General features: G+C 59.9%; 19 protein-coding genes. 8 read left to right on the top strand and 11 right to left on the bottom strand.

Going from position 1 to position 24,675, the window contains the following annotated elements:
* Positions 1-65 precede the first annotated feature (65 nt).
* The 8 genes from ACW9HW_RS18695 to ACW9HW_RS18660 all read right to left on the bottom strand — a co-directional run bounded on the left by ACW9HW_RS18695 (position 66) and on the right by ACW9HW_RS18660 (position 9,264).
* On the bottom strand, positions 66-1,538 hold the full coding sequence (locus ACW9HW_RS18695; protein ID WP_457401211.1) for a mannitol dehydrogenase family protein: 1,473 nt from the start codon (positions 1,536-1,538) through the stop codon (positions 66-68).
* A 17-nt stretch (positions 1,539-1,555) separates the two neighbouring features.
* The gene (locus ACW9HW_RS18690; protein WP_095194201.1) at positions 1,556-2,659 is read right to left on the bottom strand and encodes an ABC transporter ATP-binding protein; all 1,104 of its coding nucleotides are present in this window, start codon (positions 2,657-2,659) and stop codon (positions 1,556-1,558) included.
* Between the two features lie 157 nt (positions 2,660-2,816).
* Complete coding sequence (locus tag ACW9HW_RS18685) at positions 2,817-3,647, bottom strand: carbohydrate ABC transporter permease (RefSeq protein WP_095194202.1); 831 nt, start codon at positions 3,645-3,647, stop codon at positions 2,817-2,819.
* Positions 3,648-3,657: 10 nt separating this feature from the next.
* Positions 3,658-4,557: a carbohydrate ABC transporter permease gene (locus ACW9HW_RS18680; protein WP_457401213.1), complete on the bottom strand. Its 900-nt coding sequence runs from the start codon at positions 4,555-4,557 to the stop codon at positions 3,658-3,660.
* 250 nt (positions 4,558-4,807) lie between these two features.
* Positions 4,808-6,118 carry an ABC transporter substrate-binding protein gene (locus ACW9HW_RS18675; protein WP_095194204.1) on the bottom strand — a complete coding sequence of 437 codons (1,311 nt, stop codon included), beginning with the start codon at positions 6,116-6,118 and terminating at the stop codon, positions 4,808-4,810.
* Between the two features lie 343 nt (positions 6,119-6,461).
* Positions 6,462-7,367: an AraC family transcriptional regulator gene (locus ACW9HW_RS18670; protein ID WP_095194205.1), complete on the bottom strand. Its 906-nt coding sequence runs from the start codon at positions 7,365-7,367 to the stop codon at positions 6,462-6,464.
* A 174-nt stretch (positions 7,368-7,541) separates the two neighbouring features.
* Positions 7,542-8,831 carry a glycosyltransferase gene (locus ACW9HW_RS18665; RefSeq protein WP_457401208.1) on the bottom strand — a complete coding sequence of 430 codons (1,290 nt, stop codon included), beginning with the start codon at positions 8,829-8,831 and terminating at the stop codon, positions 7,542-7,544.
* A 67-nt stretch (positions 8,832-8,898) separates the two neighbouring features.
* Positions 8,899-9,264 carry a response regulator gene (locus ACW9HW_RS18660; RefSeq protein WP_095194207.1) on the bottom strand — a complete coding sequence of 122 codons (366 nt, stop codon included), beginning with the start codon at positions 9,262-9,264 and terminating at the stop codon, positions 8,899-8,901.
* Positions 9,265-9,513: 249 nt separating this feature from the next.
* On the opposite strand from ACW9HW_RS18660, the gene ACW9HW_RS18655 reads away from it, so the two are divergent.
* From ACW9HW_RS18655 to ACW9HW_RS18635, 5 genes are all read left to right on the top strand, one after another.
* Positions 9,514-13,005, top strand: coding sequence for a response regulator (locus ACW9HW_RS18655; RefSeq protein WP_457401206.1), 3,492 nt, complete (start codon positions 9,514-9,516; stop codon positions 13,003-13,005).
* Positions 13,005-13,838 (top strand): CheR family methyltransferase, encoded by an 834-nt coding sequence (locus tag ACW9HW_RS18650; RefSeq protein WP_095194209.1) that lies wholly within the window; start codon positions 13,005-13,007, stop codon positions 13,836-13,838. Before ACW9HW_RS18655 ends, ACW9HW_RS18650 begins: the two co-directional genes overlap by 1 nt.
* Positions 13,835-14,428 (top strand): chemotaxis protein CheB, encoded by a 594-nt coding sequence (locus ACW9HW_RS18645; protein WP_095194210.1) that lies wholly within the window; start codon positions 13,835-13,837, stop codon positions 14,426-14,428. The genes ACW9HW_RS18650 and ACW9HW_RS18645 overlap by 4 nt, the downstream gene beginning before the upstream one ends.
* On the top strand, positions 14,422-15,603 hold the full coding sequence (locus tag ACW9HW_RS18640) for a hybrid sensor histidine kinase/response regulator (protein ID WP_095194211.1): 1,182 nt from the start codon (positions 14,422-14,424) through the stop codon (positions 15,601-15,603). The genes ACW9HW_RS18645 and ACW9HW_RS18640 overlap by 7 nt, the downstream gene beginning before the upstream one ends.
* Before the next feature lie 77 nt (positions 15,604-15,680).
* Positions 15,681-16,058 (top strand): response regulator, encoded by a 378-nt coding sequence (locus tag ACW9HW_RS18635; protein WP_095194212.1) that lies wholly within the window; start codon positions 15,681-15,683, stop codon positions 16,056-16,058.
* Positions 16,059-16,330: 272 nt separating this feature from the next.
* Here ACW9HW_RS18635 and ACW9HW_RS18630 read toward each other — a convergent pair whose 3' ends face one another.
* From ACW9HW_RS18630 to ACW9HW_RS18620, 3 genes are all read right to left on the bottom strand, one after another.
* On the bottom strand, positions 16,331-17,998 hold the full coding sequence (locus ACW9HW_RS18630) for a response regulator (protein WP_371917521.1): 1,668 nt from the start codon (positions 17,996-17,998) through the stop codon (positions 16,331-16,333).
* On the bottom strand, positions 17,998-19,500 hold the full coding sequence (locus ACW9HW_RS18625; RefSeq protein ID WP_095194214.1) for an ATPase domain-containing protein: 1,503 nt from the start codon (positions 19,498-19,500) through the stop codon (positions 17,998-18,000). Before ACW9HW_RS18625 ends, ACW9HW_RS18630 begins: the two co-directional genes overlap by 1 nt.
* A gap of 228 nt (positions 19,501-19,728) precedes the next feature.
* Positions 19,729-20,784: a tetratricopeptide repeat protein gene (locus ACW9HW_RS18620; RefSeq protein ID WP_457401203.1), complete on the bottom strand. Its 1,056-nt coding sequence runs from the start codon at positions 20,782-20,784 to the stop codon at positions 19,729-19,731.
* Between the two features lie 214 nt (positions 20,785-20,998).
* On the opposite strand from ACW9HW_RS18620, the gene ACW9HW_RS18615 reads away from it, so the two are divergent.
* Genes ACW9HW_RS18615 through ACW9HW_RS18605 form a run of 3 tightly spaced genes read left to right on the top strand, consistent with a single transcriptional unit; the run spans position 20,999 to position 24,294 of the window.
* Positions 20,999-23,134 carry an FUSC family protein gene (locus ACW9HW_RS18615; protein WP_457401202.1) on the top strand — a complete coding sequence of 712 codons (2,136 nt, stop codon included), beginning with the start codon at positions 20,999-21,001 and terminating at the stop codon, positions 23,132-23,134.
* Entirely contained in the window at positions 23,124-23,324 is a 201-nt protein-coding gene (locus ACW9HW_RS18610; RefSeq protein WP_095194217.1) for a DUF1656 domain-containing protein, read from the top strand. Before ACW9HW_RS18615 ends, ACW9HW_RS18610 begins: the two co-directional genes overlap by 11 nt.
* A gap of 4 nt (positions 23,325-23,328) precedes the next feature.
* Entirely contained in the window at positions 23,329-24,294 is a 966-nt protein-coding gene (locus ACW9HW_RS18605; RefSeq protein WP_457401200.1) for an HlyD family efflux transporter periplasmic adaptor subunit, read from the top strand.
* Positions 24,295-24,675: the final 381 nt, after the last annotated feature.

The raw sequence follows: 24,675 nt of genomic DNA, 5'->3' as shown, positions 1-24,675 counted from the left end.
TTGAAATGCATTCCCCTGTGGGAGCGAGCCTGCTCGCGAAGACGGCAGTGCATCCACTGCCTTACTTAAGCCAGCACCCGCTCCAGAGTCCGCGTCACCCCAACCTCCCGCAAACTGTTGCAACACCACTCAAACGCCGCGACAAACTCCGCCGAACGCGGTATCGCCGAACCAAAAATCTCCTCGACCCCCAGCAACCGCTGGGTGATCAATGCATCATCGGCCACCAATGCCTGACAGAACGCCGCCCGCGGATCAGGAATCGAGTAAGTGTCGCCATGCTCATCCACGCCCTTCAAATACAACGCCCAGGCCGCCACCACCAGCGCCGCACGCTTGGTTTCCCGGCCATCGGCGATCAAGCGGTTGATCGTGGGAACGGTGAACTTGGGAAACTTCGACGAACCATCCGAACACACGCGCTCCAGTTGATCGGCAATGGCCTGATTGGAAAAGCGCGCCACCAGGGTGTTCTTGTACTCGGTCAGGTCGATCCCAGGCACCGGCGACAGTTGCGGTGTGACGTCTAGGTCCATGTAGGCGCGCATGTAACGCACGAACAATGGGTCGTTCATGGTCTCGTGAACAAAACGATAGCCCTTCAAAAAGCCCAGATACGTCAGCGCCAGATGACTGCCGTTGAGCAGCTTGATCTTCATCTCTTCGTAAGGCGTGACGTCGTCGGTGAACTGCACGCCGACCTTTTCCCAGGCCGGGCGGCCGTTGACGAATTTGTCTTCCAGCACCCATTGCACAAACGGCTCGCAGACCACTGGCCAGGCATCGTCCACGCCGTGCTTGTCCGCCAGTTGCAGGCGATGTTCGGTGCTGGTCATTGGCGTGATGCGGTCGACCATGGCATTGGGGAAGCTCACGTTGCCCTCGATCCAGTCCCGCAACCCGGCATCCCGCAGCGCGGCAAAGGTCAGCAATGCCTTGCGGGTTACCGCGCCGTTGTGCGGCAGGTTATCGCAGGACATCAAGGTAAATGCCGGTGTGCCTTGCGCCCGGCGTTTGGCCAGCGCGGCGCAAAGGAAACCGAACACGGTTTTCGGTGCATCCGGGTGCGCCAGGTCGTGCTGGATCTGCGGCAGATGGGCCATGAATTCGCCAGAGCTGTCATCGATGCAATAGCCGCCTTCGGTGATGGTCAGCGAAACGATGCGGATCTGCGGATCGGCGAGTTTATCGATCAGCGCCCGGGCACTGTCCTCGGCCAGCAGCATGTCACGGATCGCCCCGATCACCCGGACTTCGGTGTCGTCGGTATCACCCAGTTCGAACAGGGTGAACAGGCAGTCCTGCTCCTTGAGATCGTCCCGGGCGCGACGATCCTCGGCACGCAGGCCGACGCCGCAGATAGCCCAGTCCAGGCCTTCGCCCAGGTTCATCAACGCGTCGGTGTAATACGCCTGATGGGCGCGGTGGAAACCGCCGACGCCGATATGCGCGATGCCCTGGCGAGTGTCGCTCAGGGAGTAGGCGGGCAGCACTACCTCGGGGGCGAGACGGTTGAGGTTTTGTTTGTTCAGTTTCATCACAAGCACTCGATAAGTCAGGCGGCAGCGCGCAACGGGCGGGTCAGCGCCACGCCGTTGGCATCGAATAAATGACAGTGGCCGGCATCCAGGTGCAGGCTCAGGGTTTCGCCGTAGCGGCTGGCCAGGTCACCGCGAACGCGCAGGGTCAGGGCTTCGCCGGAAGCGGTCCGCACGTGACAGAAGGTGTCGCTGCCCAGGCGTTCGCTGACATCGGCGGTGACTTGCAAGGTGCAGTCGCCCGGCTTGGCCAACTCCAGATGTTCCGGGCGGATACCCAGGGTGACGGCGCCGCCGACGCTCAGGTTGGCGCCGCTCAGCGGCAGGCTGATGCGGGTGCCGGCCTCCAGTTGCACTTCGCAGCCCTGGCTGTCGACCCGGGTGACCTGGCCCTTGAGGAAACCCATCTTCGGTGTGCCGAGAAAGCCTGCGACAAACAGGTTGGCCGGCTGGTGATACAGGTCCAGGGGCGAGCCGACCTGCTCGATCTTGCCGCCATTGAGCACCACGACCTTGTCGGCCATGGTCATGGCTTCGACCTGGTCGTGGGTCACGTAGATCATGGTGGCTTGCAGTTCTTTGTGCAGGCGCAGCAGCTCCAGGCGCATCTGCACCCGCAGGGCGGCGTCGAGGTTGGACAACGGCTCATCGAACAGGAAGATTTTCGGGTTGCGCACGATGGCCCGGCCAATCGCAACGCGCTGGCGCTGGCCACCGGACAACTGTTTCGGCTTGCGTTCCAGCATCGGCCCCAGCTCGAGGATGCGCGCCGCTTCGCCGACTTTTTTCTCGACTTCGGCTTTCGGCACGCCAGCCAGATCGAGGGCGAACGACATGTTTTTGCGCACGCTCATGTGCGGGTACAGGGCATAGGTCTGGAACACCATCGCCAGGTCGCGTTTGGCCGGGCTGACCTCGGTGATGTCACGCCCGTCGAGTTCAATGGTGCCGCCGCTGACTTCCTCAAGGCCGGCGATCAGGCGCAACAGGGTGGATTTGCCGCAACCCGACGGGCCGACGAACACCACGAATTCCTTGTCGTTCACTTCCAGGTCGATGCCCTTGATGATGGAAAAGCCTTCGAAGCCTTTTTGCAGATTCTTGATTTTCAGGTTGGCCATGGTGATGGGCCTCCGCTTGTTTTTATTCAGTTGAGCCGGGCGTGCTTTTCTGTGGGAGCGAGCCTGCTCGCGAATGCGGTGTGTCAGTCGACATCAACATTGACTGGCGCACCGCTTTCGTGAGCAGGCTCGCTCCCACAAGGAATCGGATCGATCTTCATTTCACGGCGCCAAACGACAGACCACGCACCAGTTGTTTCTGGCTGATCCAGCCGAAGATCAGGATCGGTGCACAGGCCAGGGTCGAGACCGCCGACAACTTGGCCCAGAACAACCCTTCGGGGCTCGAATACGAGGCGATCAACGCGGTCAGTGGGGCGGCTTTCGACGAGGTCAGGTTCAGCGACCAGAACGCTTCGTTCCAGCACAGGATCAGCGACAGCAGCACGGTGGACGCCAGGCCGCCCTTGGCGATCGGCAGCAGTACCCGGAGCATTTCCTGCCACAGGGTGGCGCCGTCCAGGCGGGCGGCTTCGAGGATGTCCTTGGGAATGTCCTTGAAGTAGGTGTAAATCATCCAGACCACGATCGGCAGGTTGATCAGGGTGTAGATCACGATCAGCGCGATGCGTGTGTCGAGCAGGCCGAAACTCTTGGCCAGCAGGTAGATCGGCATCAACACGCCCACCGGCGGCAGCATCTTGGTGGAGAGCATCCACAGCAGTGTGCCTTTGGTGCGCTGGGTTTCGTAGAACGCCATGGAGTAGGCCGCCGGCACCGCAATCAGCAGGCACAGGGCCGTGGCGCTGAAGGAGATCACCACCGAGTTCCAAGCGAAGCTGAAGTAGTCGCTGCGCTCGTTGATGTGCAGGTAGTTCTCCAGCGTTGGCGTGAAGATGAACTGCGGTGGCGTGGCGAAGGCGTCGATTTCGGTTTTGAAGCTGGTCAGTACCATCCAGAAAATCGGGAAGAAGATCAGGATGGCGATGGCCCAGGCCAGGGTGCCGAGCAGCAGGCTTTGCAGGCGGCGGGATTGTTGTAGGGTCATGGCGCGGGCCTCAGGCTTTGTCGGTCAGGTTTTTGCCGATCATCCGCACCAGGACGATGGCCGCGATGTTGGCAATCACCACCGCAATCAAGCCGCCGGCAGATGCCATGCCGACGTCGAACTGCACCAGCGCCTGGTTGTAGATCAGGTAGGCGAGGTTGGTCGAGGCGTAGCCGGGGCCGCCGTTGGTGGTGGTGAAGATTTCGGCGAATACCGAGAGCAGGAAGATGGTTTCGATCATCACCACCACCGCAATCGGCCGCGCCAGATGTGGCAAGGTCAGGTGCCAGAAAATCGCGATCGGTCCGGCACCGTCCAGGCGCGCGGCTTCCTTCTGTTCCTGGTCGAGGGACTGCATGGCGGTCATCAGGATCAGGATCGCGAAGGGCAGCCATTGCCACGAGACAATGATGATGATCGACAGCAGCGGGTAGTGCGCCAGCCAGTCCACCGGTTGCGCGCCGAACAGCTTCCAGACGTAGGCGAGAATCCCCGACACCGGATGGAATATCAGGTTTTTCCAGATCAGCGCGCCGACGGTGGGCATGATGAAGAACGGCGAGATCAGCAAGACCCGCACAATGCCGCGACCGAGAAAGTCACTGGCCTCCAGCAGCGCGCTGATCAACACCCCCAGCACCACGCTGATCAACAGCACGCTGCCCACCAGTAGCAAGGTGTTGGTGGCACCGGGCATGAACCCCGAATCCGTGAGGAAGTAAGTGAAGTTCTCCAGCCCGACGAATTCGTTTTCGCCGGGGTAGAGCAGGTTGTAGCGGATCATCGAGAAGTAAACGGTCATGCCCAGCGGCACAATCATCCACAACAGCAGCAACGCCACCGAAGGGCTGACCAGAAACCAGCCGGGGTTGGTCAACCGGCTTTTACGCAGCGGTTGGGGGAGTTCCATGTGAGCTTTGGCAGTTGAAGTATTCATGGCGTAAACACCGATAAGAAACAGACAAATGAACCACTGTGGGAGCGAGCCTGCTCGCGAAGAGGCCGGGACTGCCGATGCATCTTCTGCGACTGGACCACCGCTTTCGCGAGCAGGCTCGCTCCCACAATGACGTCATTGGACCTGTGGGAGCGTGGCTTGCCCGCGATGGAGGCAACGCGGTGTCCGGGTAATCAGGACAGTCGCAACCACCGCACTGTTGTTATTTGGGATAACCCGCGCGCTTCATCTCGCGTTCGGTGGTTTGCTGGGCGGCGGCCAGGGCCTGGTCGACCGTGGTCTGGCCGATCAATGCCGCCGAGAACAGTTTGCCGACCTGGGTGCCGACAGCCTGGAATTCGGGGATGGTCACCAACTGGATGCCGATGTACGGCACGGGTTTGGCGCTCGGCTTGCCCGGGTCCGCCGCCTTGAGCGATTCCAGGGTGACTTTGGCGAACGGCGCGGCATTCATGTAGGCCTCGCTGTAAGTCGAGGCCCGGGTACCGGGCGGTACGTTGGCGATGCCGTCTGTCTTGGCCACCAGTTCGCCGTACTCCTTGGACGTGGCCCAGGCGCTGAAGGTTTTCGCCGCGTCCTTGGCCTTGGAACTGGTCGGGATCGCCAGTGCCCAGGAGTACAACCAGGCCGAGCCTTTGTCGGTGGCTTCATCGGGCGCGAAGGTGAAGCCGACGTGGTCGCTGACCTTGCTCTGGGTCTTGTCGGTGACGAACGAGCCGGCGACGCTGGCATCGACCCATATCGCACATTTGCCGCTGTTGAACAGCGCCAGGTTTTCGTTGAAACCGTTGCTCGAAGCACCCGGAGGGCCGGATTGTTTCATGGTGTCGACGTAGAAGTTCAGCGCGTTTTTCCACTCGGGGCCGCTGAATTCCGGTTTCCACTGCTCGTCGAACCAGCGTGCGCCGTAAGCATTGGCGACGGTGGTGATCAATGCCATGTTCTCGCCCCAGCCGGCCTTGCCGCGCAGGCAGATGCCGTACTGTTCTTTATCCTTGTGGGTGAGCTTGCTGGCGAATTCGCCGATCTGGGTCCATGTCGGGCGCTCGGGCATGGTCAGGCCGGCGTCCTTGAACAGATCGGTGCGGTAATAGGTGATCGAGCTTTCGGCATAGAACGGCAGGGCATACAGCGAACCCTTCACCGACAAGCCTTCACGCACCGAGGGGAACACATCGTCGAGGGCATAGCTGGCAGGCAGATCCTTCATCGGTTCCAGCCAACCCTTGGCGCCCCAGAGTGCGGCTTCGTACATGCCGATGGTCAGCACGTCGAACTGCCCGCCCTGGGTGGCGATGTCGGTGGTCAGGCGCTGACGCAAGACGTTTTCTTCGAGCACCACCCAATTGAGCTTGATCTGCGGATGCTCGGCCTCGAAGGTTTTCGAGAGCTTCTGCATGCGGATCATATCGCTGTTGTTGACGGTGGCGATGGTCAGGGTCTGGGCGCCGAGGCTGACGCTGCTGAGGGTCATGCAGGTGAGGGCTAGCAGAGCTTTTACAGAAGGTTGCATCGTGCACTCCTTTTCTGCACCCGGCGGGATACAGAAGGACAGTTATTGTTTTTGTGTCTTCCGACGGCAGGAAGAATGTGCGCTGATTACAGCCTTCAATTGAGGGCGAGACAAATCATCCCTCGCACTTGGATTGATACTATTTTGCACTGGGGTTGGGGGTGGTTAACGTAGAGAAGGGCTTTTCAGCGAGGGGGCGGTATCGGATACGTACAGGTTTGAGCTGTGAAAACAGGCCATAACCTGTGGGAGCGAGCCTGCTCGCGAATGCGGTATTTCAGTCAAAAAACCTGTCGCCTGACACATCGCTTTCGCGAGCAGGCTCGCTCCCACAGGGGTGTGCTCAGGTGAGGTTCTGCTCGGTCAGCCGCTGCACCACCAACCGCCGATAGTGCGACGGGGTCATGCCCTTGAGCTGCTGGAAGCGCCGGTTGAAATTGGAAATGTTGTTGAAGCCTGATTCGAAGCACACATCGGTCACCGGTTTGTCGCCATCGGCCAGCAGCTCGCAGGACTTGCTGATGCGCAGGCGATTGACGAACTCGATGAAGCAGCGTCCGGTGGCCTGTTTGAACACCCGGCTGAAGTACGTCGGCTTCATGCCCAGATGCTCGGCGACTTCCTCCAGCGTCAAGTCCCGGGCGTAGTGAGCGAAGATGTAATCCACCGCCCGGTTGGTGCGGTCGATGTTGTGCTCGTCCGCCAGTTGCGGCGTGGTCGCGCCGGACAGCAACTGGTAATCGTCGCAGGCCGCGAGCACTTCCAGCAGTATGAAAAAGTGCCCGAGGCGGGTCATTCCTGTGGTATCGGCAATGCGCTGCATCAGCTCCATGGCTTTGCGAATCGTCTGCTTGCAGCGAAATTCGATGCCGTACTGCGCACGCTCCAGCAACGGCGCGAGGGTCTTGAGCTCGGCGAACACCTGATAGCCGCTGTCGAACAACTCGTCGGTGAAATTGACCAACATGTCGCGCTTGGCCACCACCTCGTCTTCGGCGACCTGGCTGATCCAGTTGTGGGGCAGGTTGGGGCCGGTGAGGAACAGGGTTTCAGGGTAGAAATTACCGATGTAGTCGCCGATGAATACCTTGCCGGAGCTGGCGACGATCAGGTGCAGTTCGTATTCCTTGTGGAAATGCCAGCGCACCAGGGGGCAGGGGAAGCCATGCTGGCGATAGATGATGGACAACCCGTTGTGGTCGTCCATCAGCTCATAGGAAGGGTCGGTCACTTTGGCAGTGCGGTTCATATCGGGACGCTTTTGTTGTTATCGCCCGCTGATCATGCCTCGTTCGGGGCAGCCATGCCAATCGACGGATCACCCCCTGTAGGAGCGAGCTCTGCTCGCGATGGTCGTCAACGATAACGCGCCCTGCCTGAATGATCGCGGTGTCCAGACGTTTTTCGCGAGCAGAGCTCGCTCCTACAGACGGTTTTTCGCTTCGATCCATTGCGCCATGTATTGCGTACTCTTGTGCTGATGATGACGCAGCATGCTGCCGGTGAAGTTATTCCGTCTGATGGACGGCAGATGTTCCAGGCAATGCTCAATCCGGGCAATCAAGGCAGGACCATGAACACGCTGCTGGTAACGATTGACCAGCAGCTGCAGTCCTTGCGCCTGCGCATCCAGCCATCGGCCCTTGTCCTGGTGGAGTTGCACGGCACTGTCGGCGAATGCCCGGGCCGTGCGGGTCACCGCCCCCGGCCATGGTTCCTCGCCATGCATCGCCTCTGCACCCACCGGCGTCGTGACATTGGGCGTGCCAGTGAGCATCGCATCGACAATCTTGCCCTTGACCCCGGCACCGAAACGCAGCGGCGCCAGACACACCCGTGCCGCCGACATGACCTGCAGCGCATCCTCCGCCCAGTTCATCACATGGAAACCCTGGGCCGGGTTGTGCAGGGCAGTCGCCTTGGGCGGTGTGTAGGCGCCATAGATGTGCAATTGAGCACCGGGCAGTTGCGCACGGATCAGCGGCCAGATTGCGGTTTTCAGCCAGAGCACCGCATCCCAGTTGGGGGCGTGGCGGAAGTTGCCGATATGCAGAAAGTGCGCACGCGCTTCGAATGGCACGGGCGCCGTACTCGGCAGATCAACCATCAATGGACACCAGTGCAACAGATCCCGGGGCAACTTGAATTGCTCGACCAGCAATTCGATTTCCACCTCGGAGATCATCAGGTTCAAGTCGCAACGATAAATCGCCGCGATCTCCCGTTTGGCCAGATCCGTGTCGGCCATGAACTCAAACTCTTCACGCAACGCCGGTGCGAACAGTTCGCTGAAATCATTGGCATCATCGCTGGCCTTCAAACGCTGCTTGAGCCGCTGGTGTCGGGCGTCGCGCAGGCTTTGCAGGTCCGAGGTCTCAAGCACCCGCAGCGCATCGGGGCAGTATTTTTCAACGCGCCAGCCGAACTGTTCTTCCATCATGAAGCGATCGAACAACACCACATCCGGGGCCAGCTCGCTGATAAAAGTGTCGAAACTGCTGTCGTTCAGCTCGATCGGTACTTCGTCAATGCCCAGTGCTGCCAGGTCTGCCCGGTGTTCGCCGGAGCGTGCGGGACTGCTGAAGGTGATGTCCCAGCTGTGCTGCCGGAAGCTCTCGAGGATTTGCATCATATGCCCGCCTGCTGCGGAAGAGCGGGGCTCGGGCCAGACGTAACCAATGACCAGGACTTTGGTTGCGCGGGGCTGACTCATGAACGGGGATTCCTTGAAACGGGCAAAGGGCAGGGGAAAAAGGGGAGTGATTAAACCACGGCGGGTATCAGGATTTGTCGAGGATACTTTTGACCTTGTCACGCAACTGATCAATGGAGAACGGTTTACCGATCACATGCATGTCCGCAGGCACCTCAATGTTTTCGGCATAACCGCTGGCAAACAGGATCGGCAGCGTGGGGCGCAGCGAACGCGCCTCGTTGGCCAGTTCCCGCCCGTCCATTATCGGTAGCCCGACGTCGGTCATCATCAGGTCGATGTGGCGATTCAGGTCGTTGAGCAATGCCAGAGCCTGCTCACTGCCGTCGGCCTCCAGCACCTTGAACTCCAGCTCCTCCAGCACATCGACAATCAGCATGCGCACGATGGAGTCGTCTTCGACAACCAGAATGGTGGAGGCGTTGGCAGGCATAGTGAAAGTCTCGAGGTAATTGGGTGGTTGCCGGTCAATCGAAATCGCCGACCCTATTGCATGAGTAAGTGGCGGATCCCGACAAGTTCCCAACGCGCTATAAAAAGAATAGTGGAAAGGATAACCGCATCCTCTGGTGCGGTAGCAGCTGAATGTAGGACTTTGCGCCATAACCCGTGAGAAAGTTGGATCGATGCGTCGGTTTTGGGGCAAACTCCTTGTTTTTCACCCGTTCAACAAGGCTTGACTATGACCTCCGTGTCTTCGGTTGATGAGCAACGATTTCGTAAACTCCTGAGCCGCAACATCAGCCTGCCGCTGGGCGTCGGCGCCATCAGTGCGGTTTTTTTCGTGTCGCTGATCACGTACCTGCTGTCGACGATCCAGTGGGTCGAGCACACGGACCGGGTGATCAATAACGCCAATGAAGCGGTCAAGCTGACGGTCGATCTGGAAACCGGCATGCGCGGTTTCCTGCTCAGTGGTGACGACAAGTTTCTCGAACCCTATGAAACGGCCAAGCCGCGAATCGAGGTCGTGCTCAATACCTTGCTGGAGTTGACCGCCGACAATCCGGTGCAGACCGACCGCCTGCACCGCCTGCAAGCCTTGCAGGTGGAGTGGGCCGACTACGCGCAATCCATGATCGATTTGCAGCGCACCAGCGGTGACTATCGCAGCGCGGTGCGGGCCGGAAAGGGCAAACGCCTGACCGATGAGATCCGCAAGCAGTTCGAAGATGTGATCGACATGGAGCAACAGCTGCGCGCCGCCCGTAACGAGGAAGTACGCCGCACCACGATCTGGAGCATTGCCCTTTATCTGTTGTTCATCGCTGCCATCAGCGGGTTGCTGGCTTATATCGGTCGCCGCGATCTGATGAGCCTTTCAGAGCAGTACGGCGTCAACCTTGCCAGGCAGCAGGCCAGCGCCGAGCGCCTGGAGCGCCAGGCCTGGCTGCGCAATGGTCAGACCGAACTGGCCGAACAAGTGCTGGGCCAACTGTCCCTTAATTTGCTGGGACGCAACATTCTGCAGTTTTGCGCGCAGTACCTGGGCACCGCAGTAGCGGCCATCTACGTGCGTGAGGAGCACGGCGGACTCACGCGCGTGGCGTCGTACGGCCTGTCCCGCGAGCAAGAGGAGCGGGATCAACAGATTTACGGCGATGAAGGGATTGTCGGCCAGGCGGCGCAACAGGCGCGGCTGATTCGCCTGGACGATGTGCCGAGCAACTACTTCAAGGTCAGTTCCGGTCTCGGTGAAGGCCTGCCGCGCAGCGTGCTGGTGGTGCCGACCAGCGATGATGATCGGGTCAACGGGGTCATCGAGCTGGGTTTCCTGCGCCTGCCGGACGAGCGTGACATCGAATTGCTCGAGCTGATTGCCGGCAACATCGGCACCTCCATCGAAGCCGCGCGCTATCGCCAGCGCTTGCAGGAAGTGCTGGCTGAAACCCAGCAACTCAATGAAGAGTTGCAAGTTCAGCAGGAAGAACTCAAGACCGCCAACGAAGAACTCGAAGAGCAGTCGCGGATTCTCAAGGAGTCCCAGGCGCACCTGGAAACCCAGCAGGTCGAGCTGGAGCAGACCAACGAACAATTGGCCGAACAGGCCGAAGTTCTGGCCGAACAACGCGACGCCATGGACCTGAAGAATACCGAACTGAATCAGGCCCAGGCCCAGCTCGAAGAGCGCGCCGAGGAGTTGCAGCGCTCGAGCAAATACAAGTCGGAATTTCTCGCCAACATGTCCCACGAACTGCGCACGCCGCTGAACAGTTCGCTGATCCTCGCCAAGTTGCTGGCGGAAAACCCCCAGGAAAACCTCAGCGCCGAACAGGTCAAGTTTGCCGAGTCGATCTACTCCGCAGGCAACGACTTGCTCAACCTGATCAACGACATCCTCGATATTTCCAAGGTCGAGGCCGGCAAGCTGGAAATCCGCCCGGAGAACACCAGCGTGGCACGTCTGGTGGATGGTTTGCGCGGGATGTTTGAACCACTGGCGGCGGACAAACAACTGCAGTTCCACGTCGAGTTGCAGGATGGGGCGCCGGCCATGATGTTCACTGATCGCCAGCGTCTGGAGCAGGTGATCAAGAACCTGTTGTCCAACGCGGTGAAATTCACCGATAAGGGGCACGTCAGCTTGAGCGTGGCCTCGGCACCGCACGACGGTGTTGCGTTCATCATTCGCGATTCCGGGATCGGCATCGCCGAGGATCAGCAGGTAAGTATCTTCGAAGCCTTCCGCCAGGCCGACGGCACCACCAACCGCCGTTACGGCGGCACCGGTCTGGGCCTGTCGATTTCCCGCGACCTGGCAGCATTGCTGGGCGGTTCCATCAGTGTGTTCAGTACGCCGGGGCAGGGCAGCACCTTTACCCTGATCTTGCCCCAACAATACGTTGAACCGGGGGACGAGCCCGTTGAACCGATGCAAACCAGGCCGCTGGCGCACGTTCCGAATCCGGCGCCGGCACCGCTCAAGCCATTGATCGCCGAAGTCGATATCCCGCGTTTCAACGATGACCGCGGCAAGGCGCCGTTCACTACCCGCTGCATCCTGGTGGTGGAAGACGAGCCAAACTTTGCGCACATCCTCTACGACCTTGCCCATGAATTGGGTTATCAGTGCCTGGTGGCCCACGGCGCGGACGAAGGCTACGACCTGGCCCGGGAATTTGTTCCCGATGCGATCCTGCTCGATATGCGCCTGCCGGACCATTCCGGCCTGACCGTGCTGCAACGCCTGAAGGAACACGCCGAAACCCGGCACATTCCGGTGCATGTGATTTCGGTCGAAGACCGGGTGGAAGCGGCGATGCACATGGGCGCCGTCGGTTATGCGGTCAAACCGACCACCCGTGAAGAACTCAAGGACGTGTTTGCGCGCCTGGAAGCGAAATTGACCCAGAAGGTCAAGCGCGTGCTGCTGGTGGAAGACGATGATTTGCAGCGCGACAGTATTTCACGGCTGATCGGCGACGATGACATCGAGATCACCGCAGTCGGTTACGCCCATGAGGCGCTGGACCTGCTGCGCACGACAATCTTCGACTGCATGATCATCGACCTCAAGTTGCCGGACATGCTCGGCGGCGACCTGCTCAAGCGGATGTCCACCGAGGACATCTGCTCGTTTCCGCCAGTCATCGTTTACACCGGGCGCAACCTGACTCGGGACGAAGAGGCCGAACTACGCAAGTACTCACGTTCGATCATCATCAAGGGCGCACGCTCGCCCGAGCGCTTGCTCGATGAGGTGACACTCTTTCTGCACAAAGTCGAATCCCGGCTGTCCCATGAACGCCAGACCATGCTCAAGACCGCGCGCAGTCGCGACAAGGTCTTCGAAGGTCGCAAAGTGCTGCTGGTGGACGACGATGTACGCAACATCTTCGCCCTCACCAGTGCGCTGGAGCAAAAGGGAGCCGTGGTGATCATCGGCCGAAACGGACGTGAAGCGATTGCACGATTGAATGAAGTCGAAGACATCGACCTGGTGTTGATGGACGTGATGATGCCGGAGATGGATGGTTTCGAAGCCACTATCGAGATCCGCAAGGACCCGCGCTGGCGCAAGCTGCCGATCATTGCGGTGACGGCCAAGGCCATGAAGGACGATCAGGAGCGTTGCCTGCAAGCGGGAGCCAACGACTACCTGGCCAAGCCCATCGACCTGGATCGGCTGTTTTCGCTGATTCGTGTGTGGTTACCGAAAATGGAACGTATCTAGTGGAGGGCAATTTTTCAGTGGAGCGAAATAGCGAGATCGAATTGCGGCTGCTGATCGAGGCGATCTACCTCAAGTACAGCTACGATTTTCGCGATTACTCCGGCGCGTCAATCAAGCGCCGGGTGACCCACGCGTTGAGCCAGTTCGAGTGCAATACCATTTCGGCCTTGCAGGAAAAGGTCCTGCACGATCCCGCCGCCTTCATGCAGTTGCTGCAGTTGCTGACGATTCCGGTCAGCGAAATGTTCCGCGACCCTTCGCACTTCCTGGCGATTCGCCGGGAGGTCGTGCCACTGCTCAAGACCTATCCATCGATCAAGGTCTGGATCGCCGGTTGCAGCACCGGCGAAGAGGTCTATTCGATGGCCATCCTGCTGCGCGAAGAAGGCCTGCTCGATCGCACCATCATCTACGCTACCGACATCAATCCGCGCTCGCTGGAAAAAGCCAAGCAAGGGATTTTCTCGATGGAGAATGTCCGCGCCTACACTGCTAATTACCAGCAGGCAGGTGGCCAGCGTTCGTTCGCCGACTACTACACGGCGGCTTATGGTTATGCGATTTTCGACAAGTCGTTGTGTGAGAACGTGACCTTTGCCGATCACAGCCTGGCAACGGACAGTGTATTTTCAGAAACTCAATTAATTTCATGTCGTAACGTATTGATTTATTTTAATAAAAGCCTCCAGGATCGTGCATTCGGACTGTTTCACGAGTCCCTGTGCCACCGGGGCTTCCTGGTGCTGGGCAGCAAGGAAACCCCGGATTTTTCGGCCTTCGGCAATCAGTTCGAGCCGCTGGTCAAACAAGAACGGATCTACCGAAAATCATGAACGGTGCAACAGGTTTGCCTTCTATAGAAGCGATCGTGATCGGCGCCTCGGCCGGTGGCGTTGAGGCGCTGCTGAGTATTCTCGGGCCGCTGCGGGAAGGTTTCGCGCTGCCCATCATCGTGGTCCTGCATCTGCCGAACGAGCGCCGCAGTCAATTGGCGGAAGTCTTCGCCCGGCGGGTTGCCCTGCCGGTCATGGAGGCCAGTGACAAGACACCGATCGAAGCCGGAACACTGTATTTCGCAGCGCCCGGTTATCACTTGTCGGTGGAGCGGGACCGCAGTTTCTCCTTGAGCCTGGAGGACCGTGTGCATTATTCGCGGCCCGCCATCGATTATCTGTTCGAATCGGCCGCCGACGCTTACGGCCCGGCCCTGGCCGCGGTGTTGCTGACTGGTGCCAACCGCGATGGCGCCCACGGCATGACGCAGGTCAAGCGCCATGGTGGCCTGACAATCGTGCAGGACCCGGACGAGGCCCAGGTCGCGACCATGCCCCAGGCCGCGCTGGATATTCACCAGCCCGACCATATTCTCTCTATCCGCGGCATCGGCCGTCTGCTTGTCGAGCTGGAACGAATCGCATGCTAAGTCATATCCAGGCCAAACTGCTGATCGTTGACGATCTGCCGGAGAATCTGTTGGCACTTGAAGCGCTGATCAAGCGCGAAGATCGTATCGTTTTCAAAGCACAGTCGGCCGACGAGGCCCTGTCGTTGCTGCTGCAACACGAATTCGCCATGGCCATTCTCGATGTGCAGATGCCGGGCATGAACGGCTTCGAACTGGCCGAATTGATGCGTGGTACGGAAAAGACCAAAAACATACCGATCGTGTTCGTCAGCGCCGCCGGCCGTGAACTGAACTACGCGTTCAAGGGTTATGAAAGCGGTGCCGTGGATTTCCTGCACAAGCCGCTGGACATCCATGCGGTCAAGAGCAAGGTCAATGTGTTTGTCGAGTTGTTTCGCCAGAGCAAGGCCATGAAACAGCAGGTCGAAGCGCTGGAACAGAGTCGCCGCGAACAAGAGGCTTTGCTGGCGCAGTTGCAAAGCACGCAACGGGAATTGGAGCAGGCGGTGCGCATGCGCGATGACTTCATGTCCATCGTCGCCCACGAAGTGCGCACACCGCTCAATGGCCTGATCCTGGAAACCCAGTTGCGCAAGATGCACCTGGCCCGGGACAACGCTGCCGCGTTTACCCTCGATAAAATGCACGCCATGGTCGACCGCGACGAACGGCAGATCAAAAGCCTGATCCGCTTGATCGAAGACATGCTCGATGTGTCGCGCATTCGCACCGGCAAGCTGTCGATCCGGCCGACCTGCTTTGATCTGTCGGTGTTGGTTCGTAGTTTGTTACAGAATTTTTCCCAGCAGATCGAGGCCGCCGAGGCTTCCGTGACGCTTGAAGCCGAGCAACCGGTGATTGGCAAGTGGGATGAGTTCCGCATTGAGCAGGTGATTTCCAACCTGCTGACCAACGCCCTGCGATACGGAGCCAAGAGCCCGATCACCGTGAAGGTGTACAGTGACAACGCTGAGGCCCGGGTAGAGGTCCGTGATTTCGGGATCGGCATCAGTGAAGAAAACCAGCAACGGATTTTCCAGCAGTTCGAGCGGGTGTCGGCCAAGCATGCCGTCGCCGGACTGGGCCTGGGATTGTTTATTTCCGAACAGATTGTCACCGCCCATGGCGGTACCATTACCGTCGAAAGCCGGATTGGCGAAGGCGCCCTGTTTCGCGTTTGTCTGCCGCTGTAGGAAAACAGCCCGATAAACGCAACCTCTGATCGACCCCACGGTCGTATCAGCAGCTATTGACCGAACAAAGGCTTCCCATGAGTGAAGATGCACAAGATGTCGTACTGATCGTCGAAGATGACCCCTCGATTCTGATGGTACTGTCGGCCTATCTGTCGGGGGAGGGTTACCGGGTATTGCAGGCGGAAAACGGCGAACAGGCCTTTGAAATCCTCGCCAGCAAGCCGCACCTGGACATGATGATCACGGACTTCCGGCTGCCGGGCGGTATCTCCGGCGTACAGATCGCCGAACCCGCCGTGAAGCTGCGGCCGGAACTCAAGGTGATTTTCATCAGCGGCTACCCGCAGGAAATCCGCGAAACTGACAGCCCGATCACCCGTACAGCACCCATTCTGGCCAAGCCGTTCGACCTGGATGTGTTGCAGGAAATCATGCAGGACATGCTGTCCTGACGACTGTGAGCCTGGCAATGAACCTTGTGGGAGCGAGCTTGCTCGCGAAAGCGGTGTGTCAGTCACATCAACGCTGGATGTGCCGCCGTCTTCGCGAGCAGGCTCGCTCCCACACTGGTTTGGTGTTGAGTACAAAACTAAATCCAACAAAATTCCTTGTGGGAGCGAGCTTGCTCGCGAAAGCGGTGGGTCAATCGCCAACGATGCAGGATGTGCCGCCGTCTTCGCGAGCAGGCTCGCTGCCACAATTGACCACATTTTCCGGCAGGGCATCAAATTCTTATCATCTCCCGCACCTTCGCCGTCAACAGGTCGAAGGTGAACGGCTTGGTGATCATCTGCATGCCTGAATCGAGGAAACCACCGCGCACGGCCGCGTGTTCGGCGTAACCGGTGATAAACAACACCTTGAGTTCAGGCCGGTGCTGCCGGCCGATTTCCGCCAGTTGCCGGCCATTCATCCCAGGCAGCCCGACATCGCTGATCATCAGATCGATACGTTGCCCGGAATCAAGGATCGGCATCGCGCTGTCCGCATCGCCGGCCTCGACAAAGGCATAGCCCAGTTCGCTTAACACCGTGCTGACCAATACCCGCACCGCGGGATCGTCCTCGACGATCAACACCGTTTCACCGTTGCTGGCAAACAGCGGATGCGAGCTTTCAACCGGAAGGTCCCGTGGCACTTCACCCCCGAAACGCGGCAGGTACAGGCTCACTGTGGTGCCTTTACCCACTTCACTTTGAATGGCCACGTGTCCGCGCGACTGTTTGCTGAAGCCGTAGATCATCGATAACCCCAGCCCCGTGCCCTGACCGATGGGTTTGGTGGTGAAGAAGGGATCGAAGGCGCGGTTGATGGTGCTTTGCGGCATGCCACAGCCGGTATCGGTCACACTGAGTACCACGTAATCGCCCGGATCAAGATTGCTGTGAGGTTGGGTGAATTGCGCGTCCAGATGCCGGTTCGAAGTCTTGACCACCAGGTTGCCGCCATCGGGCATGGCGTCCCGGGCGTTGATCACCAGATTGAGCAGGGCGCTTTCCAGTTGATTCGGGTCAGCCTCGGCCACCCACAGTTGCTCGCTCAGCTGCATGTCCAGGCGAATGCTTTCGTCGACACTGCGTTGCAACAACTCGCCCATGGACACCACCAGGTTATTCATCTGCACGGGTTTGGAATCCAGCGACTGCCGACGAGAAAACGCCAGCAGGCGATGGGTCAGGCCTGCCGCACGGTTGGCGGAGGTCACGCCGAGGTCGATCAGGCTGTCCAGATCCTCAAGGCGCCCCCGGGCCAGGCGCCGGCGCAGTAATTCCAGGCTGCCGATGATGCCGGTCAGCATGTTATTGAAGTCGTGGGCGATACCGCCGGTGAGTTGCCCGACCGCCTCCATTTTCTGCGACTGGCGCAGCACTTCTTCGTTATGACGCAACTGTGCGGTGCGCTCTTCAACCTGCTGCTCCAGGGTTTCCAGGGTGTTTTGCAATCGCAGTTCGCTTTGGCTCAAATCGACCAGCCGATCCCTGGCTTCGTACTGTCGTCGGCGGCCGCGCAAGGCGGTGGTCACCAGGCTGATCAAGGTGACCGGATGAAAAGGGCGCTCAAGGAACGTGACGTTGCCCAGTTGCGGGCCGAAACGCGAGGCCGGGTTCTGTTCCGGGCCACCATGGTGAGTCAGCAAGACGATCGGCAGATCGGACCAGGCAGGTTGCTGTTCGATCAGCCTGAGCAGCGGTTCAAGATCCTGGCCCAGCAAGGCTTCCGAGGACACCAGCAGCAAGCCTGCACCTTGCTCCAGTTCGTTGCAGAGCTCGCGCAGATCCCGGCTGATGACCCCGTCGAAACCCGCTTCATTGAGCATCATCAGCGCAATCTGGCTGTCGCGACCCAGCGGCGCGAGAATGATCGCGCGCTCGGACGTCGCTTCCTGGAGCATCACGGCTGTTCATCCCCGAGCAAGGGCATGCTCGCGCCATGGTAAGTCGGCACCCCACGCAGTACACCCTGGAAAGCTTCCAGCGGTTCACCGATGGTCATGCCTTTGACGCTGATCCGGTATTCACGGATGGTCGACTCATGGCTGCCGGTGCGCTTCTTGATGATAGAGATGGCCCGGCGCACCTTGCCCAGCGCTTCGAAGTAACGCAGCAGGATGACCGTATCGGCCAGGTAGGTGATGTCCACCGGGGCCTGCATGTCGCCGACCAGACCGTGTTGAGCGACGGTCATGAACGTCGCCGCGCCTTTGCGGTTGAGGTACAGCAGCAACTCGTGCATGTGCAGCACCAAGGCGTTTTCTTCCGGCATCGCGGCCTGATAGCCATTGATGCTGTCGATCACCACCGTCTTGATGTCGCGCTCGTCGACGCAACGACGCACCCGATGGGAAAACTCGCCGGGGGACAGTTCGGCGGCATCCACTTGTTCGATCAGCAGATTGCCGGTGTCTTGCAGCGCCTGCAGGTCGATGCCCAATGGCTTCATGCGCTCGAACAACAAGCCCAGTTCTTCGTCGAAAATGAACAGCGCGGCTTTTTCGCCCCGGGCCACGGCAGCGGCGGCGAAGATCATCGAAATCAGGGATTTGCCGGTACCGGCCGGGCCGAGGATCAGGGTACTGGACCCGGTCTCGATGCCGCCGCCGAGCAAGGCGTCCATTTCCCGGATGCCGCTGGTCAACTGCTGGCGCAGGTAGGCGCCGCGGTGTTCGGCCGCCACCAGCCGCGGGAACACGTGCACGCCATCACCCATGATGGTGAAGTCATGAAAACCGCCGCGGTACTTCTGGCCCCGGTACTTCACCACCCGGATGCGTCGGCGTTCGGCGCCGTAATTGGGGGTCAGCTCCTCCAGGCGAATCACCCCATGGGCCACGCTGTGCACGGTTTTGTCGAGGGATTCGGTGGTCAGGTCGTCCAGCAGCAGGACGGTGGCGTCGTAGCGCACGAAGTAGTGCTTGATCGCGAGAATCTGTCGGCGATAGCGCAGGGAGCTCTGCGCCAGCAAGCGAATCTCGGACAGGCTGTCGAGGACCACGCGGGTGGGTTTGACCCGTTCGACCACTTCGAAGATCTGCCTGGTGGCTTCGCCCAACTCGAGGTCGGAGGAGTACAGCAGCGTCTGCTGATGCTCGGCATTGAGCAGGTTTTCCGGCGGCGTCAGTTCGAAAATGGACACGTTCTGGTCCAGTTCCCAACCATGGGAACGGGCACCCTGACGCAGTTCGCGTTCGGTTTCGGACAACGTGATGTAAAGCGAGCGCTCGCCAGCCTGGGCCCCGGCCAGCAGAAAGTGCAGGGCGACAGTGGTCTTGCCGGTTCCGGGTTCGCCTTCCAGCAGGAACACGTGGCCACGGGACAGGCCACCATCAAGAATGTCATCCAGACCTTCGATCCCGGTGGCGGCTTTTACGCTGATCATTTCGTTGGCTGTAGACAAAGAATGCCCTCTCATGACTAGGGGGAAGCGAGGCAGCAGGCGTCAGGTGCCTGAACGTGCTACCTGTTCACTTGACCTTTGGTCGCGACGAGCGTTCAACCTTTTGTACCGAGATGTGTTTACTGACCTGTAGGAGCGAGCTTGCTCGCGAAAAACCTGAGGGCTTCGCGGAGAGTCAGGCATCCCGCGCCATCGTTGACCACCATCGCGAGCGAGCTCCTACAGTCTTTAAAGCCCCTGTTGGAGAGCCGGATCGTCCGGATTTTGCTGTTCCAGTTGCGCCAGCAGTATCTGTACGTTCTGCAACTGTCCGCTTTCTTTCCAGTAATTGATCAACAATACCCGGGCTTTGCGATCGTTGGGGTGGCGCTGGACGATTTCCTGCAACTGCTTTTGCGCGGCCTCCAGCTCCTGCTCGCCGTGCAGTGTGGTCGCCAGGTCATAGCGGTAATCCTTGTTGTCCGGTTCAAGCTCGACGGCCTTGGACAGGCCGAGCAGGGCGAATTCGCTTTGACCGTGATGCAGCAACCACAGGCCCAGGGCGTGTTGCAGATAAGCCGAATCGGGTTGTGCTTTAAGCTGTTTGGCCAATAGCTGGCGGGCCGCGTCACTTTGGCCCTGCCTATCGAGTACTTCGATCTGCATCACCAGCGCCGGCAGGTTGTCGGGGGCAAGGCGCAAGGTGTGGTCGAGTTCCTGTTGTGCCTCTTTCAATTCGGCATTGTGCAAATACAGGCGAGCCAGCTGGTAGTGGGTGTCGGCGCTTTCCGGGGTGTTTTTGAGCACCTGCTGCCAGGCATCGATGGCCTGTTCCAGCGGCCCGAAGTACAAGCCAAGGTCATCCGGCGACAACCCCAGCAATGCGTTGACGGCAGCCAGCCGCACGCTTTGCTCGCTGTCATCGAGCAATGGCCCGAGCAACAGGCTGCGCTGGCCGCTGGGCACCAAGCCGCTGATGCTCTTGATCGCGGCAATGCGAACCTCAGGCGCTTCGTGTTGCAAGTCCGCATCCGCCAGCTTCAAGGCCACGGAGCTGGGGTAGTTGGGCAATTCGGCATGCAGCCAGACGCGCCGCTTGGGCGAAAGGTCCGGGCGGGCCAATTGCTGGTAAAGCACCCGCGCAGCGCCGGGCTGGCCGGCGCGGGCCTGGGCCAGTGCTTCGCTGTAGCCGCGCTTGATCGCCTCAGGCACCACGGGGGTTGTACTGCGCAGGGAAAACCACGCAAGGCCGACGATGAGCAGGGCGCAGAGGCTGATGAGCAGGTAGCGGCGGGACTGGGGCATGCAGGAATCCGGGAGCTGGCAAGCTTTTGCAAAGTGAGCAGCTTCGGTCAGGAGGGGCTGTGAGTCAAACGTTGACGCCGCTGCCCCTGATCTGACGACGGGTGAATTTGCCGGTGATTCACCGAGTTTGCCCGCCGATGTCGTCAACGCCAAAACCTGTCGAGGCATCCAGCTAGTGACTACGCTTGCTGGATAGCCGTCCACGAGCCTTCCCATGCAACCGTTGCTTCAGTATTTCAAGGCAATTCTGCACCCAGGTCCCGGGGTGTTGCTGTTCGCCTTGAGAACCATCTCGGCCGGGCTGTTGACGCTGTACCTGGCTTTCATCTTCGACCTCGAACAGCCCAAATGGTCGATCATGGCCGTGGTTATTGTCAGCCAGCCCCTGGCCGGCATGACCCTGGCCCGCAGTTTCGGTCAGGTCATCGGTACCACGCTGGGCGCGATCGTGGCGGTGGTGATCATGGCGATATTCCCCCAGGCACCGGTGCCTTTCCTTATTACGTTGTCGCTGTGGTTGGCGCTGTGTACCGCCGGTGGCACCTTGTTGCGCTACACCAGTTCCCAGGCCTTTGTGCTCAGCGGCTACACGGCGGTGGTGGTAGGGCTGCTGGCGGTGCCCGATCCGGACGGCACCTTCCTGCTGGCCGTGACTCGGGTGACCGAAACGCTGCTGGCGGTGGCCTGCGTGTGTGTCGTCAGTTTGCTGACCGCGCGCCCGGAAGCCGTGGCCAAGGATTACTTCGCCAGGATCGATCAGGTGATCAAGCTGCTGGCGACCCATGCCGGCGCCGTCATTCGTACCGAGGAAAGCGAGGCCGACTTCCACCGTCGGCAAATGCAGTTGCTCGGGCAGATCAGCGCGCTGGAGGGGGTACGTCGGCATTTGTATTACGACGCCCCGCGGTTGCGCAGCGCCGACGATCTGGTGCAATTGCTCGGCAATCAACTGTTGTTGCTGACGGCGCGGCTCACCGCCTTGCGTCACCAGCGCGAGTTGTTGCTTGAACGCTGGGAAGGCGAGATCCCGGCTGAAATACAGCAATTGCTCAGCGAAGAGTTGGCCTTTCTCGATGAACTGGCCCGGCAAGGACGCGCCTTGCCTGATGAGCAGCGGCGCCGGTTTGCCGCCTTGCAGCAACGCTTCGATGCCCTGGCTTACCGCTCGGAGCAACTGATCGAGCCTCTGAAGGCCACATTACGCTCGCTGTCATGGTCATTGCGCTGGGAACAGGCGCGGATGCTGCAACAGCTTGAAACCATCCTGGAACTGAGCGATGCGATCCAGAGTGGACGCAAGGCCAGCAGCATGTTTCGCGGCAAGGCGAACCCGTTGCACCTGGACTACACCCTGGCGGCAATGAACGCCATCCGTGCTTACTGCGCGCTGATGGTGGCGGGCCTGATCTGGATCGAAACCGGTTGGGACGGCGCGCGGGGCGGGATGATCGTGGCGGGGATCCTCTGCTCGTTGATGGCGACGTTTCCCCGGCCGCTGCTGGCAGCCCAGAGTTATGCCCGGGGCCTGGGGCTGGCACTGGTGGTGTCGGCGGTGCTGCAGTTTTCGCTGGTGCCGATGATCAGCAGTTTCGAACTGTTGGCCTTGTTGCTGGCGCCTTTGCTGTATGCCGTCGCGGTGGGCTTGTCCAGCCCGCCCACCACCGGCACCGGGATCGGTCTCGGGCTGTCGACCTTTCTGCTATTGGGTCCGCAGAACACCGGACTGGGGCAGAACACCGCGATCCAGTGGTTCGAATTTGCCGGTGCCTACACGTGCGCCGCCGCGCTGGCGTTGAGTGTGTATGCCTTGATCTTCCCCTTCAGGCCTGCGCTGCGCATTCGTCGATTGCATCAGGAAAACTGCGAGCAGGTCTATGCCTTGCAGAAAATCCCGGCCACTGATGAAAACCAGTTTGCCTTCGAGAGTCGCATGGTCGACCGCCTGACCATGATGCTGGGGTTGTTGCCCGCCATCCAGGACAAACCATCGCGCGACCTGTTCGAAGTCAGTCTCGGCTGCCTGGCCCTGGGCATTGCCCTGAATCAGCTCCGACAGCAGGGGCAGAACAATGTGCTGCTGAGTTCGCAAACCCAAACCCGGTTGTTCGATACCGTTCGGGAGACCGGGCGGCTGATCGCCGGTCGCCCCGGCATTGAAGTCGATTACGTACTCGACAGCCTGCACGCCTTGGGCGATGAGCTGGATGCACTGCACTCTAGCGTCCATGAACACTTATGGTCGGTGTTTCGCATGCGCGTGGCGTTGTTGATCGTGGTGTCCTTTCTGGAACGCCATCGTGGTCACTTTGAACCTGTCCCATCGCAAGGAGTACCGGCGCTTGCCCATTGATCTTGAAATAGGCGGTGTCTACCTGCCGCCGATTGCCCAGGCGCTGCTGCTGGGCCTGCCGATTTTCCTGCTGCTGGACTGGATCCTGCGGCGCCTGGGCGTGCTGCAATTCGTCTGGCATGAAGCCTTGTTCGAAGGCGCGTTGTACGCCTGCGTGTGCGCGACGTTGATTCTGGTGATGGGAGCCTGATGCCTTGAAGAAGATCCTTGCTCAACTCACGACCCTGGCGGTGGTGGTGCTGGCTTTTGTGCTCGGATGGTTCGCCTGGGAGCACTACACCCGTGCCCCCTGGACCCGGGATGCACGGGTGCGTGCCGACGTGGTGACCTTGTCTGCCGACGTCGCCGGACGCATCGTCAACCTCGGCGTGCACGACAACCAGCATGTGGAGAAGGGCCAGTTGCTGCTGGAAATCGATCCTTCGCGCTACGCCCTGGCGGTGGACCATGCCAAGCGATCGGTGGAAGTGGCCAAAGCTTCGCTTGGGCAATCCGAAGCGGCCATTGTCGCCAGCCAGGCGCTGCTGCGTCAGCGTCAAAGCGAAGAGCGCCGCCGGCGAACCCTCAAGGAACGTTCGGCGATTTCTGGCGAAGAATGGGAAAAATCCAGCACCGAGGTGTCGGTGGCCCAGGCTGATTTGCTGCGCAACCAGGCCAACCTGGGATTTGCCCAGGCCAACGTGCAACTGGCTATTGCCGCGTTGGCCGAGGCTGAGCACGACCTTGAACGCACCCGGGTCGAATCGCCGGTTAGCGGGTATGTGACCAATCTGCTGACCCGTCAGGGCGACTACGCGACAGCGGGTGGTCCATTGGTGGCGCTGGTGGACAGCGACTCGTTTTATGTCAGTGGCTATTTCGAAGAAACCAAACTGCCGCGAATCGTAGAGGGTGACCGGGTCGACATCGAATTGATGAGTGGCGAACGTTTCGGCGGCACCGTGCAAAGCATCGCCTTCGCCATCGCCGACCGGGAAAACCTGCCGGGTGGGCGTTTACTGGCCAATATCAACCCCAGTTACACCTGGGTGAAACTGGCACAGCGTGTGCCGGTGCGGATCAAGATCGATGCGGACTATGCCGGCAAAGACAAACTGCGTGCCGGTACAACCGCCACGGTGACCGTCCAGGAAAACCGTAATACCCAGGATCGCCAATGATCCCTGTGGGAGCGAGCCTGCTCGCGAAAGCGGTGGGTCAAGCGCCAGCGATGCAGGATGTGCCGGCGTCTTCGCGAGCGGGCTCGCTCCCACACTGGTTGTGTGTCGAGCCCACAATCAACTTCAACAACAGTCCCCTGTGGGAGCGAGCCTGCTCGCGAAAGCGGTGGGTCAAGCGCCAGCGATGCAGGATGTGCCGGCGTCTTCGCGAGCGGGCTCGCTCCCACACTGGTTGTGTGTCGAGCCCACAATCAACTTCAACAACAGTCCCCTGTGGGAGCGAGCCTGCTCGCGAAAGCGGTGGGTCAAGCGCCAGCGATGCAGGATGTGCCGGCGTCTTCGCGAGCGGGCTCGCTCCCACACTGGTTGTGTGTCGAGCCC

The sequence above is a fragment of the Pseudomonas sp. SDO5532_S415 genome (assembly GCF_054071155.1).
The sequence above is the reverse complement of the archived record's forward strand: the minus strand, read 5'-3'. Positions and strand labels throughout refer to the sequence as shown.

Bases quoted from the DNA above. Each gene is read 5' to 3' on its own strand.
- ACW9HW_RS18655 (WP_457401206.1), top strand. From the start codon at position 9,514: ATGACCTCCGTGTCTTCGGTTGATGAGCAACGATTTCGTAAACTCCTG.
- ACW9HW_RS18670 (WP_095194205.1), bottom strand. From the start codon at position 7,367: ATGAACCGCACTGCCAAAGTGACCGACCCTTCCTATGAGCTGATGGAC.
- ACW9HW_RS18640 (WP_095194211.1), top strand. From the start codon at position 14,422: ATGCTAAGTCATATCCAGGCCAAACTGCTGATCGTTGACGATCTGCCG.
- ACW9HW_RS18635 (WP_095194212.1), top strand. From the start codon at position 15,681: ATGAGTGAAGATGCACAAGATGTCGTACTGATCGTCGAAGATGACCCC.
- ACW9HW_RS18645 (WP_095194210.1), top strand. From the start codon at position 13,835: ATGAACGGTGCAACAGGTTTGCCTTCTATAGAAGCGATCGTGATCGGC.
- ACW9HW_RS18695 (WP_457401211.1), bottom strand. From the start codon at position 1,538: ATGAAACTGAACAAACAAAACCTCAACCGTCTCGCCCCCGAGGTAGTG.
- ACW9HW_RS18675 (WP_095194204.1), bottom strand. From the start codon at position 6,118: ATGCAACCTTCTGTAAAAGCTCTGCTAGCCCTCACCTGCATGACCCTC.
- ACW9HW_RS18665 (WP_457401208.1), bottom strand. From the start codon at position 8,831: ATGAGTCAGCCCCGCGCAACCAAAGTCCTGGTCATTGGTTACGTCTGG.
- ACW9HW_RS18615 (WP_457401202.1), top strand. From the start codon at position 20,999: ATGCAACCGTTGCTTCAGTATTTCAAGGCAATTCTGCACCCAGGTCCC.
- ACW9HW_RS18685 (WP_095194202.1), bottom strand. From the start codon at position 3,647: ATGACCCTACAACAATCCCGCCGCCTGCAAAGCCTGCTGCTCGGCACC.
- ACW9HW_RS18630 (WP_371917521.1), bottom strand. From the start codon at position 17,998: ATGCTCCAGGAAGCGACGTCCGAGCGCGCGATCATTCTCGCGCCGCTG.
- ACW9HW_RS18690 (WP_095194201.1), bottom strand. From the start codon at position 2,659: ATGGCCAACCTGAAAATCAAGAATCTGCAAAAAGGCTTCGAAGGCTTT.
- ACW9HW_RS18660 (WP_095194207.1), bottom strand. From the start codon at position 9,264: ATGCCTGCCAACGCCTCCACCATTCTGGTTGTCGAAGACGACTCCATC.
- ACW9HW_RS18680 (WP_457401213.1), bottom strand. From the start codon at position 4,557: ATGGAACTCCCCCAACCGCTGCGTAAAAGCCGGTTGACCAACCCCGGC.
- ACW9HW_RS18620 (WP_457401203.1), bottom strand. From the start codon at position 20,784: ATGCCCCAGTCCCGCCGCTACCTGCTCATCAGCCTCTGCGCCCTGCTC.